At 66.8% G+C, this 14,044-nt stretch carries 13 protein-coding genes; 2 read left to right on the forward strand and 11 right to left on the reverse strand.

Annotated elements, in window-relative coordinates; all coding sequences use genetic code 11:
• Nucleotides 1-511: 511 nt before the first annotated feature.
• The 7 genes from tyrS to ACT3S6_RS08470 all read right to left on the reverse strand — a co-directional run bounded on the left by tyrS (nucleotide 512) and on the right by ACT3S6_RS08470 (nucleotide 8,888).
• Nucleotides 512-1,831: a tyrosine--tRNA ligase gene (gene tyrS, locus ACT3S6_RS08440; RefSeq protein WP_444554564.1), complete on the reverse strand. Its 1,320-nt coding sequence runs from the start codon at nucleotides 1,829-1,831 to the stop codon at nucleotides 512-514.
• Nucleotides 1,832-1,862: 31 nt separating this feature from the next.
• Nucleotides 1,863-4,145 carry an ATP-binding domain-containing protein gene (locus ACT3S6_RS08445; RefSeq protein ID WP_444554565.1) on the reverse strand — a complete coding sequence of 761 codons (2,283 nt, stop codon included), beginning with the start codon at nucleotides 4,143-4,145 and terminating at the stop codon, nucleotides 1,863-1,865.
• 74 nt (nucleotides 4,146-4,219) lie between these two features.
• On the reverse strand, nucleotides 4,220-4,747 hold the full coding sequence (locus ACT3S6_RS08450; protein ID WP_444554644.1) for an adenine phosphoribosyltransferase: 528 nt from the start codon (nucleotides 4,745-4,747) through the stop codon (nucleotides 4,220-4,222).
• Nucleotides 4,748-4,765: 18 nt separating this feature from the next.
• Nucleotides 4,766-5,458 (reverse strand): DNA-3-methyladenine glycosylase, encoded by a 693-nt coding sequence (locus ACT3S6_RS08455; protein ID WP_444554566.1) that lies wholly within the window; start codon nucleotides 5,456-5,458, stop codon nucleotides 4,766-4,768.
• Nucleotides 5,455-6,192, reverse strand: coding sequence for a maleylpyruvate isomerase family mycothiol-dependent enzyme (locus tag ACT3S6_RS08460; RefSeq protein WP_444554567.1), 738 nt, complete (start codon nucleotides 6,190-6,192; stop codon nucleotides 5,455-5,457). Before ACT3S6_RS08460 ends, ACT3S6_RS08455 begins: the two co-directional genes overlap by 4 nt.
• A gap of 63 nt (nucleotides 6,193-6,255) precedes the next feature.
• Entirely contained in the window at nucleotides 6,256-7,677 is a 1,422-nt protein-coding gene (gene argH, locus ACT3S6_RS08465) for an argininosuccinate lyase (RefSeq protein WP_444554568.1), read from the reverse strand.
• A 2-nt stretch (nucleotides 7,678-7,679) separates the two neighbouring features.
• Nucleotides 7,680-8,888, reverse strand: coding sequence for an argininosuccinate synthase (locus tag ACT3S6_RS08470; protein ID WP_444554569.1), 1,209 nt, complete (start codon nucleotides 8,886-8,888; stop codon nucleotides 7,680-7,682).
• A gap of 131 nt (nucleotides 8,889-9,019) precedes the next feature.
• On the opposite strand from ACT3S6_RS08470, the gene ACT3S6_RS08475 reads away from it, so the two are divergent.
• Nucleotides 9,020-9,460, forward strand: coding sequence for an ankyrin repeat domain-containing protein (locus ACT3S6_RS08475; RefSeq protein ID WP_444554570.1), 441 nt, complete (start codon nucleotides 9,020-9,022; stop codon nucleotides 9,458-9,460).
• 79 nt (nucleotides 9,461-9,539) lie between these two features.
• Nucleotides 9,540-10,244 carry a hypothetical protein gene (locus ACT3S6_RS08480; protein WP_444554571.1) on the forward strand — a complete coding sequence of 235 codons (705 nt, stop codon included), beginning with the start codon at nucleotides 9,540-9,542 and terminating at the stop codon, nucleotides 10,242-10,244.
• A 61-nt stretch (nucleotides 10,245-10,305) separates the two neighbouring features.
• Here the strand turns inward: ACT3S6_RS08480 and ACT3S6_RS08485 are convergent, their stop codons facing one another.
• From ACT3S6_RS08485 to argB, 4 genes are read right to left on the reverse strand one after another with little or no spacing between them, the layout of a single operon-like run.
• Nucleotides 10,306-10,821 (reverse strand): arginine repressor, encoded by a 516-nt coding sequence (locus tag ACT3S6_RS08485; protein ID WP_444554572.1) that lies wholly within the window; start codon nucleotides 10,819-10,821, stop codon nucleotides 10,306-10,308.
• Entirely contained in the window at nucleotides 10,818-11,795 is a 978-nt protein-coding gene (argF, locus tag ACT3S6_RS08490; RefSeq protein WP_444554573.1) for an ornithine carbamoyltransferase, read from the reverse strand. Before argF ends, ACT3S6_RS08485 begins: the two co-directional genes overlap by 4 nt.
• Nucleotides 11,796-13,034, reverse strand: a complete 1,239-nt coding sequence (locus ACT3S6_RS08495) for an acetylornithine transaminase (protein WP_444554645.1) — start codon at nucleotides 13,032-13,034, stop codon at nucleotides 11,796-11,798.
• A gap of 59 nt (nucleotides 13,035-13,093) precedes the next feature.
• On the reverse strand, nucleotides 13,094-14,041 hold the full coding sequence (gene argB / locus ACT3S6_RS08500) for an acetylglutamate kinase (RefSeq protein ID WP_444554574.1): 948 nt from the start codon (nucleotides 14,039-14,041) through the stop codon (nucleotides 13,094-13,096).
• Nucleotides 14,042-14,044: the final 3 nt, after the last annotated feature.

The raw sequence follows: 14,044 nt of genomic DNA on the forward strand, positions 1-14,044 counted from the left end.
CGCTAACGATTCCGAGCAAATTACGAAGTAAAGAATTCGTATTCTTTTTGCTTTTCTCTCGCTGCTACATATCTAATTTATTAGTCCGTTTGATCGTTGTCAAATCGACTTTATCGCTTTGATTTCGACCATTTGGCCTCCCCCCGCTTCCATTTCCATGTTTCAGGGCGTGCAAATGACGTCCGGAATACCTGGATATTTGAAAGGGGTTTGGTCGCTTTCCCTGGAAACTTTCGCTTCCTTTGTCCGCTGCAGGAGCGGCGGCGACAAGAGAAAACATTACACGTGCTGACCGGTGGCTGCAAATCGGCAGGTCCCTGCACACCTTCCGCCCTCGATCACCCCCGGTTCCCCGGAATTCCGGGCTTCCTTGCTGGCCGGCCCGGCAGCCGGCCCCTCTCCGGACGCGAAAAAGGCCGGTCGGCCCCGACGTGATTCACGTCTCGGGGCCGACCGGCCTCTGGTCCTTCTGGAATGGCGGCGCGTCCAGGACGCGCCGCTGCCCTGGTCTCTAGGAGCCGACTTCGACCATTGCCAGGTTCTTCTTGCCACGGCGCACCAGGACATAGCGGCCATGCAACAGGGTCGATGGGTCGATGACCGCGTCGACATCTGAGAACTTGACGTTGTTGACGTAGGCACCGCCCTCGCCCACGGTCCGACGAGCGGCCGACTTGGATTCGGAGAGTCCGGTCGCCACCAGCAGCTCGACGATTCCCAAGGAATCCGGTGCCACCTTCGCACTGGGCAGTTCCGCAGTGGCTGCCACCAGGAGCTCCTCGTCCAACTCGGCGAGCGCCCCTTGGCCGAACATTGCCGCCGAGGCTGCGATGACCTTTTCGGTGGCGTCCACCCCGTGGACCAACGACGTGACGTCGTAGGCCAACTGGCGTTGCCCCGCCCGGGCGAAGGGACGGTCCGCCACCTCTTGTCCGATGGCTTCGATTTCTTCGCGCGTGCGGAAGGTGAAGATCTTGAAGCGATCAACCACATCGACGTCCGCGGTGTTGAGCCAAAACTGGTAAAAGGCATATGGGCTGCACATCTCGGCATCGAGCCAGATGGCGTTGCCTTCACTTTTGCCGAACTTGCTTCCGTCGGAGTTGGTGATCAGCGGGGTTCCGAAGGCATGGACCGTGGTGCCTTCGACCTTGCGGATCAGTTCCGTGCCGCTGGTCAGGTTGCCCCACTGGTCGGAACCGCCGGTCTGCAGACGGCAGCCGTAGTCGCGGTAGAGCTCCAGGTAGTCCATGCCCTGCAGGATCTGGTAGCTGAATTCCGTGTAGCTGATTCCCTCGTCACTGTTCAGGCGTGACGCAACGGTGTCCTTCTTGACCATCGTCCCCACCCGGAAGTGTTTACCCACCTCACGCAGGAAGTCGATGGCGCTGAGGGGGCCCGTCCAGTCCAGGTTGTTCACGATCTGCATCGCGTTCGTTCCCTCGGTGGACAGGAACCAGCTGACCTGGCGTTGCAGACGGCCAACCCATTCGTTGACGGTCTCCTTGGTGTTCAGAACCCGTTCGGCGCTCTGCCGGGGATCACCGATCAGGCCGGTGGAACCGCCCACCAGGCCCAGCGGGTGGTGACCCGCCAGCTGGAGACGGCGCATGTTCAACAGCTGGACCAGGTTCCCCAGGTGCAATGAGGGCGCCGTGGGATCGAATCCGCAGTAATACGTGATCGGCTCCCCCGCGAGCATTTGCTCCAGACCGGATTCCTCCGTGGAAACGTGGACCAGGCCACGCCACTTCAGCTCCTGCCAGATGTTGGGGAAGGACGGATCATTCTGCTGTCCCGCAATGGCGGGATTCAATTCACTTACTGACACGAGGTCAAATCTAGCAGCTACACCGCGGGGATCAGGCGTCCGGCTCCATTCCCGCCGGAATGTTGCCACTGGCGATGACCAGCAGACGTTGGGTGGCCCGGGTCATCGCGACATACAAGTCACCGACGGTTCCTTCGGCCTCCTCGACGATTTCCTGCGGCTCCAGCACCACCACGACGTCGAATTCCAGGCCCTTGGCCAGCTTGGCCGTGGTCACCACGATGTCCTGGTCCAGGGCGCCCGACCCGCCCCCGACGCGACGCCCGTATTCGCCTGCGACCGCGGTGCGTACCTGATCGAGTCGTTGTGCGGGGGCAATGACTGCAACCAGTCCCCCGTCGGCGATCCCGATCTCCCGCGGCAAAGCCCTCAGCGTCGCTCCCAGGACCTCCCCGGGCTCGACCCGGTTGATCACCGGGGGCCAGTCCCCTTCGCGCACCGCCTTGGGCGTCGAGACCTGCAGGCCCGCTTCCTGGGCCATCCGGGCGGCAGCTTCGGCGATCTGGACCGGCGTGCGGTAGTTCACCGTCAGCTCCTCCAACTCGAAACGACGACCGACGAATGGTTTCATGGCCGCGGCCCAGCTGCCCACGCTCGCGGCCGAACTGGCCTGGGCGATATCGCCGACGACGGTGAAGGACTTCAAGGGGCAACGACGCACCAGCAAGCGCCACTGCATGGGAGAGAGCTCCTGGGCCTCGTCGATCACGACATGTCCGTAGGCCCAGTTGCGGTCGGTGGCCGCGCGTTCGGCAGCCGTCAGCCGGGGTCCGGTCTCCTCGTTCAGGTCGGCCAGCTGTTCGGCGCTGACGGACCCGTCGATGCCGATCTCCTCCAGTGAGGCGCTGACGTTCTTCAACGCCTGTTCGGCATTGGCCAGATCGCGTTTGCGGTTGGCTTCCGCCAGGGCTTGTTCACGCCCGACCGTCGCGTCGAAGGCACCGAGGAGTTCGGCGGCCTCGTCGAGCAGGGGGACATCCGCCTCGGTCCATGGCTCGTCCCGGCCACGTTGCAGGGTACGGCGTTCGGCGTAGCTCAGCTCGGGAGCCACCGCTTCGAGGACCTCTGGCTTGGCATACAGATCCGAGATCAACTGTTCGGGACCCATCGGCAGCCAGCACAGGTTCAAGGTGATGCGCACATCCCGGGAGGCCCGGACGTCTTCGATCAGATAGGAACGGTCGGCCGCATTGCCCGCACCGGAGGATTCCTCGAGCTTCTCCTTCAACTGGTCGGCCAGCTCGCGCAGCATGACCTTCACGAAGGTCGCGCGGGCCTCGTTATACGGTTTGCCCGTCGCCCGTGCCTTGTCGCCGGCCCGTTTGACCTGTCGTGGGGTGACCGTCAACGGGGTGCCTTCCACCATGACCCTGCGTGGCCCCGCGGGAACCCTCTGGCGATGCTCCACGGCCCGGGCCACCACCTCGGCCATTCCCAGCCCACCCTTGATCCGGGCGGCTTCGCGTCCGGGCTCGGGAATGGCATTGATCCCCGGCAGGAGCTGGCCCACGGAGGACGTCACGACTCCGGTCTCGCCCAGGGAGGGCAGGACGCGTTCGATATAGCGCATGAAGGCCGTGGAGGGGCCGACCAGCAGGACGCCGGCGGTCTTCAGTCGTTCCCGGTGTTCATAGAGCAGATAGGCCGCCCGGTGGAGCGCCACCGCGGTCTTTCCGGTCCCGGGACCGCCCTGGACGACCAGTACGCCGGCCAGCGGGGCACGGATGATCCGGTCCTGCTCCGCCTGGATGGTGCTGACGATATCCGTCATGTGTCCGGTGCGTCGGCTGGTCAGGGCAGCAAGCAGCGCCCCCTCCCCCTGGTGCGAGACCCCTTCGTTGAGGAGTTCCGGATCCAGCACGTCGTCTTCGAGGGCGACCACGTTGCGGCCCTTCAGGATCAGATGGCGCCGGCGGCGGACCCCCTGGCGTTCGAAGGCGGTGGCCTGGTAGAAGGCCCCGGCCTCCGGGGCACGCCAATCAACCATCAACCGGGTCTGGTCCTCATCGGTCATGCCGATGCGCCCGATGTAGTGGCTGGTGGCTTCTCCATCGTCCCCGGCGGTTTCGAGGTCCAGTCGACCGAAGACCAACCGGTCCTCCACGGCATTCAGCTGGGCCAGCCGGTCCTCGTAGAGGTTCGCGAAGGAGTCGCGTTCGGAGATGTTCTGCAGGGAACCGACCGCTCCATCGCGGCGGACCCGGGCCAGTTGCGCGGTCTTCTCCTCACGCAGGGCATCGAGGCGACGGTACAGGCGCTCGACATATGCCCGCTCGCGCTCCAGTTCAGGTGCGGGCGAGGGTGACTGCGGCATGTACTTTCCTCCTGGTGCGAAATGGCGGACGGATCAGTCTACCGGTTTGGTGCCCGGCGGGCTCACAACCTCCGTCACACCAGTTGCAGGGCCTTCACCGGGTAATCCTGCAGTCGTTCCCGGCCACGGAGCTCCGCGAGCTCGAGGACGACCCCGATGCCGACGATCTCCGCCTGGGCCCGGCTCAACAGGGCGGCGGCGGAGGTGATGGTCCCTCCGGTGGCCAGGACATCATCCAACAGCAGGACCCGGGTTCCGGGCTTGATGTCGTCACGGTGCAACTCGAGCGTGGCCGTGCCGTATTCAAGGGTGTACTGCTCCGCGTGGACCGGCCGGGGCAGCTTGCCCTTCTTGCGGATGGTCACCATCCCGGTGCCGCTGGCGTAGGCCGCAGCCGCGGCCAGGACGAAGCCCCGTGCCTCGACTCCGGCGACGACGTCGAACGTCCCGGCGAAGGGGGCGATGATCTCATCGATCATCCGGCGCAATCCGTCGGCGTCGGCGAATGCGGGGGTCAGGTCCTTGAAGGAGACCCCCGGTTGCGGATAGTCGGGAACGATCGCACAGAGGCGATCCAGGAGCTCGGGCATGGTTTCGGTCATGGATTGCACGCATCCACTCTAGTCCCCATGTCCCGGGGTTCCTGCCGGTTTCCTCCCGTGACGGGGCTTGGCGGCACGATAGGCCGAGACGGTCGGCTCCTCCTCGAGCCAGAACCGCCAGGGGTAGGCATTGCTGCCCCCGGGTCCTGCCACCCCGACCCGGGGGCCGGAGCGCACCCCCGGGGGTGCGGTGGCGGGGAGCCGGGACAGGGTCGCGGCCAGCGCGGTCTCCTTCGCCGCCCGCTGCGGAGCGTCCGTCACGTCCACCCCGGTGATCAGTTCCAGTCCGTTGCAGCTCAGGTCCAGGCCCACGGCCTGGGCGAGTTTGGCGGGCCCGTTGGCCAGATCCCGTTCACGCCGTGGATTGCGTCGTCGCGCCCTGGCCGTGTCGGCACCCCCGATGATCTCCCCTCCCCGCAGCAGGACCGCTGAGGCCCTTCCTTCGGTTCCGCACACGACGTTCGCGCAATGGTGCATCCCATAGGTGAAGTAGCAGTACAGGGTTCCGGGGGGCCCGAAGAGCGAGTCGTTGCGTGCCGTGCGTCCCCGGTAGGCGTGGGACCCGGGGTCCTCCGCACCCTCGTAGGCTTCGACCTCGGTGATCCGCACCCCCACCTGATGGCCCTCGCGTTCGACCGTCAGGACGCATCCCAGCAGCAACGGCGCGACCTCGATCGCCGTCCGGGTGAGTTGGGGATCCGTCCCGCTCATTGCGCGACGGCCGGTCCCGAGGGCCAGGGCAGCAGCTCGGGCAGGTCCGCGCCGTCGGCCGCGGCGGTCGCCCTGACGGGGCCGGAGGGGTCGCGTCCGGCAAGCCAGCCGGCCAGATCGAATTCCATGCCGGTGACCACGTACCCGGTGGGGCCCGCGCCGAGGGTCACCGGCTGGCCCCCGGTGGGTTGCAGGACCAGCCGGTAGTCGGAGGGGACCCGCGGGGCCAGGAAGTCGAAGAGGTGGGCCGAGAATTCCGCGGGCCAGTCGGCCAGCGAAACGGTGGTGCCCAGGTCGGTGGCGTGGATGAGCACTTCCCGCCAGGCGGCCTCCACGCAATCGCCCACGGTTCCTTCACCCCGGAAGCTCGTGGTCCTGCCCCAGCCGTCGGCCGGGATGTCCGTGATCGATTCGTCCAGCAGGTCCAGTCCCTGCAGTGTGCGGGCAACCAGGGCGGATGGCTGTTGCAGGGCCCCGAGTTCGATCCGTTCGTTGCGGCCTTCCTGGCCGCCGTCGTAGAACTCGATGCGTTCACCCCGGGCGGCATGGGCCAGCTGCCGCGCCAGGGCGCGGGCGACCCCGTCGAGGTGGGCCAGCACATGGGCTTTGCTCCACCCTGGCAGGCTCGATGGTGCGGCGAATTCCCCGGGTGGTAGCGCCTCGATCGCGGCCCGGGCGCGGGCGGTGGCATCCTGGACGGCATCGGCCAGTGACGCGGTGGAAAGCTGTGTCATGGCAGCAGCCTACCGCCGTCGTCCGCGCTGGACGACGGCGGTGGGCCCTGCCGGTGCTGCGCTTCAGGCCGCGAAGTCGCGCAGGTCCCCCAGCTGCTCCTTCAGTGCGGCCAGCTGGGCGGCGACGGCGGCGGGGGCCGTGCCTCCCTGCGAGGAACGTGAGGCCAGCGACCCGGCGGTGCTGAGGACCTCTCGGACCGCGGGGGTCAGTTCCGGTGAGATCGCGGCGAATTCCTCGTCGGTCAGATCCCACAGTTCCACCCCCCGTGCTTCCGCCACCCGGACGGCCGAGCCGGAGAGCTCGTGGGCATCCCGGAAGGGAACCCCCTGGCGGACCAGCCATTCGGCGATATCGGTGGCCAGCGCGAAGCCCTGGGGGGCCAGGTCGGCCATCCGTTCGGTGTTGAAATCGAGCGTGGCGATCATTCCCGATACCGCGGGAAGCAGCAGTTCCAGGGTGTCGGTGGCATCGAACACCGGTTCCTTGTCCTCCTGGAGATCCCGGTTGTAGGCCAGCGGAAGCCCCTTGAGCGTGGCCAGCAACCCGGTCAGGTCGCCGATGAGTCGTCCCGCTTTGCCGCGGGCCAGTTCGGCGACGTCGGGGTTCTTCTTCTGCGGCATGATCGAGGAGCCCGTGGAGTAGGAATCATGCAAGGTGACGAAGGAGAATTCCTTGGTCGCCCAGAGGATGACCTCCTCGGAGATCCGGGACAGGTCCACCCCGATCATCGCGGCGACCCACGAATACTCGGCGAAGACATCCCGGCCTGCCGTTCCGTCGATGGAGTTCCAGCTGGCCGAATCGAAGCCCAGTTCCGCGGCGACGGCGTTCGGATCCAGTCCCAGTGATGAGCCGGCCAGTGCCCCGGAACCGTACGGGGACACCGCGGCCCGGCGGTCCCAGTCGGCCAGACGCTGGAGATCACGTAGCAGTGCCCAGGCGTGGGCCAGCAGGTGGTGGCCCAGCAGCACGGGTTGGGCGTGCTGCAGATGGGTGCGCCCGGGCATCGCGGCCCCGGGGTGGGCCTCGGCCTGCTCGATCAGCGCCTCGATGGTCGCCAGCACGCCCCGGGCGATGACCCGGGCATGGTCGCGCAGGAACATCCGCCCCAGCGTGGCGATCTGGTCGTTGCGTGAGCGTCCGGCGCGCAGCTTGCCGCCCAGCGTCGGTCCGGCCCGTTCGATCAGCCCGCGTTCGAGCGAACCATGGACGTCCTCATCCGATTCCGCGGCGACGTAGCTGCCGTCGGTGACATCTGATTCCAGCTGGTCCAGGGCCTCGATCATGCCCTGCAGTTCGTTCTCGTCCAGCAGCCCCGCGGTGTGCAGGACCCGGGCATGGGCCCGGGATCCGGCGATGTCGTAGCGGGCCAGCCGCCAGTCGAAATCCGTGGATTTGCTCAGTGCGGCCAGGGCGTCCGCGGGGCCGCCGGAGAACCGGCCGCCCCACAGGGCTCCTTCGTTGGTGCCATGTGCCTGGGTCATGCCTACTTGCCCTCGGCCACGCGCTCGTCGCGCTCCGTGGCAACCTTGGCCGAGAGTCCGAAGATGTCGATGAAGCCGCGGGCGCTGGACTGGTCGAAGGTGTCCCCGGTGTCGTAGGTGGCCAGATCGAAGCGGTACAGCCCGGTCTCCGAGCGGCGTCCCTCCACGACGGCACGGCCACCATGCATGACCATGCGGATGTCTCCGTTGACGTGGCGCTGGGTGTCGGCCACGAAGGTGTCCAGCGAACGCTTCAGCGGGGAGAACCACTGGCCGTCGTAGACCAATTCGCTCCAGCGTTGGGAGACCGTCGCCTTGAAGCGTGCCTGCTCGCGTTCGAGCGTGATGTTCTCCAGGTGCTTATGAGCTTCCATCAGCGCCATCGGGCCCGGGGCCTCGTAGATCTCTCGGGATTTGATGCCCACCAGGCGGTCCTCGACGATGTCGATGCGGCCGATCCCCTGGGCGCCGGCGCGGCGGTTCATCTGCTCGATGGCCTCCAGCGGGGTCACGGCCACCCCGTCGATGGCCACCGGGATGCCCTGGCGGAAGGAGATGGTCACCTCGTCGGGTGCCGGGGGGAACTCGGGGGAATCGGTGTAGCTGTACACGTCCTTGGTCGGGGCGTTCCAGATGTCCTCGAGGAAGCCGGTTTCTACCGCGCGGCCCCAGACGTTCTGGTCGATCGAGAACGGGTTGTTCTTGGTCGTTTCGATGGGCAGGTCGTTCTTCTCCGCGTATTCGATCGCCTTGTCGCGGGTCAGCGCCAGGTCACGGACCGGGGCGATGCACTTCAGTTCGGGGCCGATGGTCTGGATGCCGACCTCGAAGCGGACCTGGTCGTTGCCCTTGCCGGTGCAGCCATGGGCCACGGTGGTGGCCCCGAACTGCTTGGCGGCGGTGACCAGGTGCTTGACGATCACCGGGCGGGAGATCGCGGAAATCAGCGGGTAGTGGTCCTGGTAGAGGGCCCCGGTCTGCAGCGTGGGCATGCAGTATTCGTTGGCGAACTCGTCGCGGGCGTCGGCCACGTAGGCCTCGACCGCGCCGCAGCCCAGGGCGCGTTCACGCACCGTTTCCAGGGATTCGCCGCCTTGGCCCACGTCGACCGCGACGGCGATGACCTCGGCACCGGTGGCTTCAGCGATCCAACCGATGGCCACGGACGTATCCAGGCCGCCGGAGTAGGCCAGGACAATGCGTTCCTTCACGGGGTTTCTCCTCTGGGAATGGGGTTCGACACGTGGTCCGCGCCGATCAAGATCTGTTCTTATTCACAAGTCTACATAATTATGCACGCGATGCAATGCAGCCCCCACCGGCTGGCGGTAGGCTGGTGGGCATGACAGAGCCCGCCAACCAGCCAGTGCCAGAACTCAGCGACGAAGAACTTGCCTTCCTTCATTCCACCTTCGACCTTGCCCGTCAAGGGGAAGCGGCGAAGCTGTTGGCCCTCATCGGGGAGGGCCTGCCCGTTGACTTGACGAACCCCAAGGGCGACACCCTGCTGATCCTTGCCGCCTACAACGGGCATAACGACCTGGTGCGCGGCCTGGTCGAACTCGGCGCCACCGTGGACCGGCTCAACGACAAGGGCCAATCGGCGTTGACCTGCGCGGTGTTCCGACAGAATGCCGACCTCACCCGCTTCCTGCTGGAGTCCGGCGCTGACCCGAAACTGGGCCCCCAGAACGCCTGGGCCGTGACCGAGATGTTCGAACTGCCCGCCATGCGCGAAGTGCTCGAGAAGCATTCGCCCTCGGGCGGGTCAGACCAGCGCTGAGGCAGCACTTCTCCTACGATGGATGACGGCGCGGCGAACCGCGCCTACCCGCATCCATTCGCACCGGAGGAAATACCTGTTGTTGAAATCCCGTAGGAACCCTGCCCTCATCGTCCCTGCCGCAGCCATCCTGCTGCTGGGGCTGTCCAGTTGCGGGAGTTCGGTCCCCGACGCGTCGGAGATCTTCCCGAAGACCACCGAGGCCGTGAAGAACGCCGAGAGCGTCGCCATCAACGGTGACGTCGTCCAGGACGGCAAGGACCTGTCCATCGACATCTCCGGCACCCGTGACGGATCCAACTCCTTGGCCAAGGCCACCCAGGACCAGGGCAAAGTGACCATCCTGACCGTCGACGAGACCGCCTACCTCAAGGCCAATAAGGACTTCTGGAACGAGAACGCCGGCGAGGGTGCCGGAGAAATGCTCTCCAGCCTGGCCGGGGACAAGTGGATTTCCGTCGCCGACCCCGAGGAGTTCAATGAGTTCTCGGTCGGGTCCATGCTCGATTCACTGCTCGAGGAAGGCCCGGAGGACAGCGACCTGGAGGAGTACACGGATAAGTCTGTCGAGGAAGTCGACGGCCAGGAGGCGTATAAGTACGCCAACGGGGACAAGGCCTTCTGGGTTGCCTCGGAAGGGGAGCCCTACCTGCTGAAGGTCGAGGGCTTCTCGGATGAGAAGGATTCCGACGACGGCGGAGCCGTGACGTTCAGCGATTGGAACGACGTCGACGAGCATGAGGCCCCGTCCAAGGACGAGACCATGAGCATCCCGGGGCTCTAGGACGTCGGAGCCTCCCCGCCCACCCCGGGCCGGTCAGCACATGACCGGCCCGGGGTGGGCGTTACTGCGTGTTGGCCAGCTCCAGGAAACGGGCGGCGATCTCCTCGCCGCCCTGGGGGTCGCGCGTTATCAACATGACGGTGTCGTCCCCCGCGATCGTGCCCAGCACATCGGGCATGATCGAATGGTCGATCGACAAGGCCAGGAAGTTCGCCGCCCCCGGAGGGGTGCGCAGGATGACGATGTTCGCCGAGGCCTCGGCGGTGACGATCAACTCGGCGGAGAGCTTCGCCAGCCGCGCATCGAGGACTTCCTGGGTGACACCGGTCTGCGGCGACCGGTCCCCTCCTTCGGAGCGCAAGGCGTAGACGAGCCCGCCTTCCACCCCGCGGACCCTGATCGCCCCCAGTTCCACCAGGTCACGGGACAAGGTGGCCTGGGTGACCTGGACGCCGTCGGCCGCCAGCAGCGCCGCCAGTTCGGCCTGGGACCTGACCGACCCCGCCCCGAGGATGGCCTTGATCCGCGCTTGACGGGCAATTTTCGTGGTGGGCTGGACCCCCGGCTGCAGGCTCATCGTCGCGCCCCCTCCTCGAGGCTCGGGGCTGCTGCCAGCCCCGAGGAGGCCATCAGCCAGGCCATCAGGGCCTTCTGCGCATGCAACCGGTTTTCCGCCTCGTCCCACACCACCGATTGGTCGCCGTCGATGACCTCGGCCGCGATCTCGTATTCGCGGTAGGCCGGCAGGCAGTGCAGCACGATCGCCTCGGGTGCCGCCAACGCCATCGCGGCCTCGTCGACCCGGTAGCGGCCGAAGAGCTTCACGCGTTCGGCCTTCTCGTCTTCCTGCCCCATGGAGACCCAGGTGTCGGTGGCCACGACGTCGACACCGGAGAGCGCCTCGGACGGGTCGCTGGTGATCGTCACCGTCCCCCCGGTTTCGGCTCCACGGTCCCGGGCCGCGGCGACCACCGCCTCGTCGGGCAGATGGCCTGCGGGCCCGGCGATGCGTACGTGCATCCCCGCGGTCACCCCGGCCAGCAGATAGGAGTTGGCCATGTTGTTCGCCGCATCACCGAGGTAGGCCATGGAGAGTCCCGCTAGCTTTCCCTTATGCTCGCGGACGGTCAGCAGATCGGCCAGCAGCTGGCAGGGGTGGTATTCGTCGGAGAGCGAGTTGATCACCGGCACCCGGCTATGGGTTGCCATCTCCTCCAGCCCCGCTTGGGCGTAGGTGCGCCAGACGATCGTGGAGACCATGCGCCCGAGCACCCGCGCCGAGTCGGCGATCGATTCCTTATGGCCCAATTGGGATTCACCGGGGTTGATGATCAGCGGCTGGCCACCGAGTTCGGCAACCCCTGCGGCAAAGGAGACCCTGGTCCGGGTGGAGGTCTTGTCGAAGAAGACGGCAACGGTTTGCGGTCCGGCATAGGGGTGGTATCCGTACCGGTCGGCCTTCATGGCCGCGGCCAGGTCCAGGACCTCGGTCTGTTCGGCCTGGGTGAGGTCGGTATCGACCAGGAAATGACGAATGGTTGCGGTGCTCACTTAGTTCTCCTGTGCGATGGCGGTGGCGTAGAGCCCGGGCAGGGCGTCGACGAAGCCCCTGAGCTGTTCCATGGTGATGATCAACGGCGGGGCCAGCCGCAGCGTGGCCGGGCCGGTGGAGTTGATGATGAACCCCGCCTCGAGTCCTGCCCGCACGACGGCGGGAGCCACCTCGGTGGCCAGATCGAAGCCCACCAGCAGACCGTGGGCTCGCACCGCGGTGACGCAGTCCAGCTCCTGCAGGGCCTCGGCTAGGGCGGCCGAGGTGTCGCGGACGTGGGCCAGCACGTCCTGGCCTTCCAGGACGTGCAAGGTCGCCAGCGCGGACGCCGTGGCTGCGGGGTTCCCGCCGAAGGTGGTGCCGTGTTGGCCCGGACCCAACAAGGAGGAAACGGGCTCGCCGAAGGTGATCAGCGCCCCGATCGGGAATCCGCCGCCCAGCCCCTTGGCCAGGGTGATCGCGTCGGGGATGATCTCCTCCGAGGCGAACCAGACCCCGGTCCGCCCGATGCCGGTCTGGACCTCGTCGATGATGAGCAGGGCCCCGGCCTCCTCGGTGATCCTCCTGGCCGCCTGCAGGTAGCCCTCGGGGTATCCGCGGACTCCGGCCTCGCCCTGGACGGGTTCGATGAAGACCGCGGCCACGGTCTCATCCACGGCGGCCCGCAGTGCCGCCGCGTCTCCGGCCGGCACCCATTCCACCCCGCCGGGCAACGGTTCGAAGGGCTCGCGGTAAGCCTGCTTCCAGGTCAGTGCCAGCGCGCCCATGGAGCGGCCGTGGAAGGCGTTCTCCAGGGCGATGATCCGCGTCCTGGCGGTTCCGCTGCCCGCCCCGTCGTTACGCCGGGCCAGTTTGAAGGCCGCCTCGTTGGCCTCGGTCCCCGAGTTGGCGAAGAAGACCTTCGACCCGTGGGGGGCCCGGGCGAGGGAGAGTAGTTTTTCCGCCAGGGCGATCTGGGTGGGACTGGTGAAGAAGTTCGACACGTGTCCCAGGGTGGCCAGCTGGCTGGAGACCACCGAGGTGAGGAACGGGTGGGCATGGCCCAGGGCGTTGACGGCGATGCCCCCGAGCAGATCGAGGTATTCACGCCCGTCGGCATCCCAGACCACGCAACCGGATCCGCGCACCAGGACCCGCTGGGGTGTCCCGAACACCCCCATCAGCGAGGCGTTGTAGCGGTCGGTCAGTTCGGTGGAGGCCAGCCCCTGCAGGGCCTCCAGTTCACCGGTCTGCCCCAGCGGGGAGGCCGTGTGGCGCCCGGAGGTCCGCTTCGGGCTGGATTTCTGGGGGTTCTGGCTCACGGTTCCTCCTCGGGAACGACCTGGGTGCCGACGCCTGCCGAGGTGAAGACCTCCAACAGCATCGAATGGGGTTGGCGTCCATCAACGATATGGGCGCGTTCGACGCCGTCATCGACCGCCTTCAGGCAGGCCTCCATCTTGGGGATCATGCCCGATTCCAGACGCGGCATCATCCGGCGCAATTCCGCGACGGTCAGCGAGGAGACCAATGAGGACCGGTCGGGCCAGTCCGAGTAGAGTCCCTCCACGTCGGTGAGGATGACCAGCTTGGAGGCTCCCAGGGCCGAGGCCACTGCGGCGGCGGCGGTATCGGCGTTGACGTTGAGGACCTGCCCGGTGGGTTCGCCGTCGTCGTCGACCTCGGGGGCGATGGTGGAGATCACCGGGATGCGGCCGGCGCCGAGCAGGTCGACCAGGGCGCGCGGTTCGACCCCGGTCACCTCCCCGACCAGCCCCAGGTCCACCGATTCCCCGTCGATGACGGTCCCGGTCCGGACGGCCTGCAGCAGGCCGCCGTCCTCCCCGGAGAGTCCGACGGCGTAGGGGCCGTGGGAGTTGACCAGCCCGACCAGTTCGCGGCCGACCTGCCCGGTCAGCACCATGCGCACCACGTCCATGGCCTCGGGGGTGGTCACCCGCAGTCCGCCGCGGAATTCGGAGTCGATGCCCAGTCGTTCGAGCATCGAGCTGATCTGCGGCCCGCCCCCGTGGACGACGACGGGGTGGATGCCGGCATGGTGCAGGAAGACGATGTCTTCGGCGAAGGCCCGGCGCAGCTCGTCGTTGACCATGGCGTTCCCGCCGTATTTGATGACCATCGTGCTGCCGGCGAAGTGCTGGATCCAGGGCAGTGCCTCGATCAACGCCTCGGCCTTGCGGTGGGCTGTGTCCCAGGCGTCGCCGGTCAGTGTGCCCTCGGGGCCGTTCGGGGTGTCGGTGTTCATGCG

This window comes from Arthrobacter sp. AOP36-C1-22, assembly GCF_052377515.1.
GTDB lineage: Bacteria > Actinomycetota > Actinomycetes > Actinomycetales > Micrococcaceae > Arthrobacter_H.

Bases quoted from the DNA above. Each gene is read 5' to 3' on its own strand.
- ACT3S6_RS08455 (WP_444554566.1), bottom strand. From the start codon at position 5,458: ATGAGCGGGACGGATCCCCAACTCACCCGGACGGCGATCGAGGTCGCG.
- ACT3S6_RS08485 (WP_444554572.1), bottom strand. From the start codon at position 10,821: ATGAGCCTGCAGCCGGGGGTCCAGCCCACCACGAAAATTGCCCGTCAA.
- ACT3S6_RS08450 (WP_444554644.1), bottom strand. From the start codon at position 4,747: ATGACCGAAACCATGCCCGAGCTCCTGGATCGCCTCTGTGCGATCGTT.
- argH (WP_444554568.1), bottom strand. From the start codon at position 7,677: ATGACCCAGGCACATGGCACCAACGAAGGAGCCCTGTGGGGCGGCCGG.
- ACT3S6_RS08460 (WP_444554567.1), bottom strand. From the start codon at position 6,192: ATGACACAGCTTTCCACCGCGTCACTGGCCGATGCCGTCCAGGATGCC.
- argB (WP_444554574.1), bottom strand. From the start codon at position 14,041: ATGAACACCGACACCCCGAACGGCCCCGAGGGCACACTGACCGGCGAC.
- ACT3S6_RS08445 (WP_444554565.1), bottom strand. From the start codon at position 4,145: ATGCCGCAGTCACCCTCGCCCGCACCTGAACTGGAGCGCGAGCGGGCA.
- ACT3S6_RS08475 (WP_444554570.1), top strand. From the start codon at position 9,020: ATGACAGAGCCCGCCAACCAGCCAGTGCCAGAACTCAGCGACGAAGAA.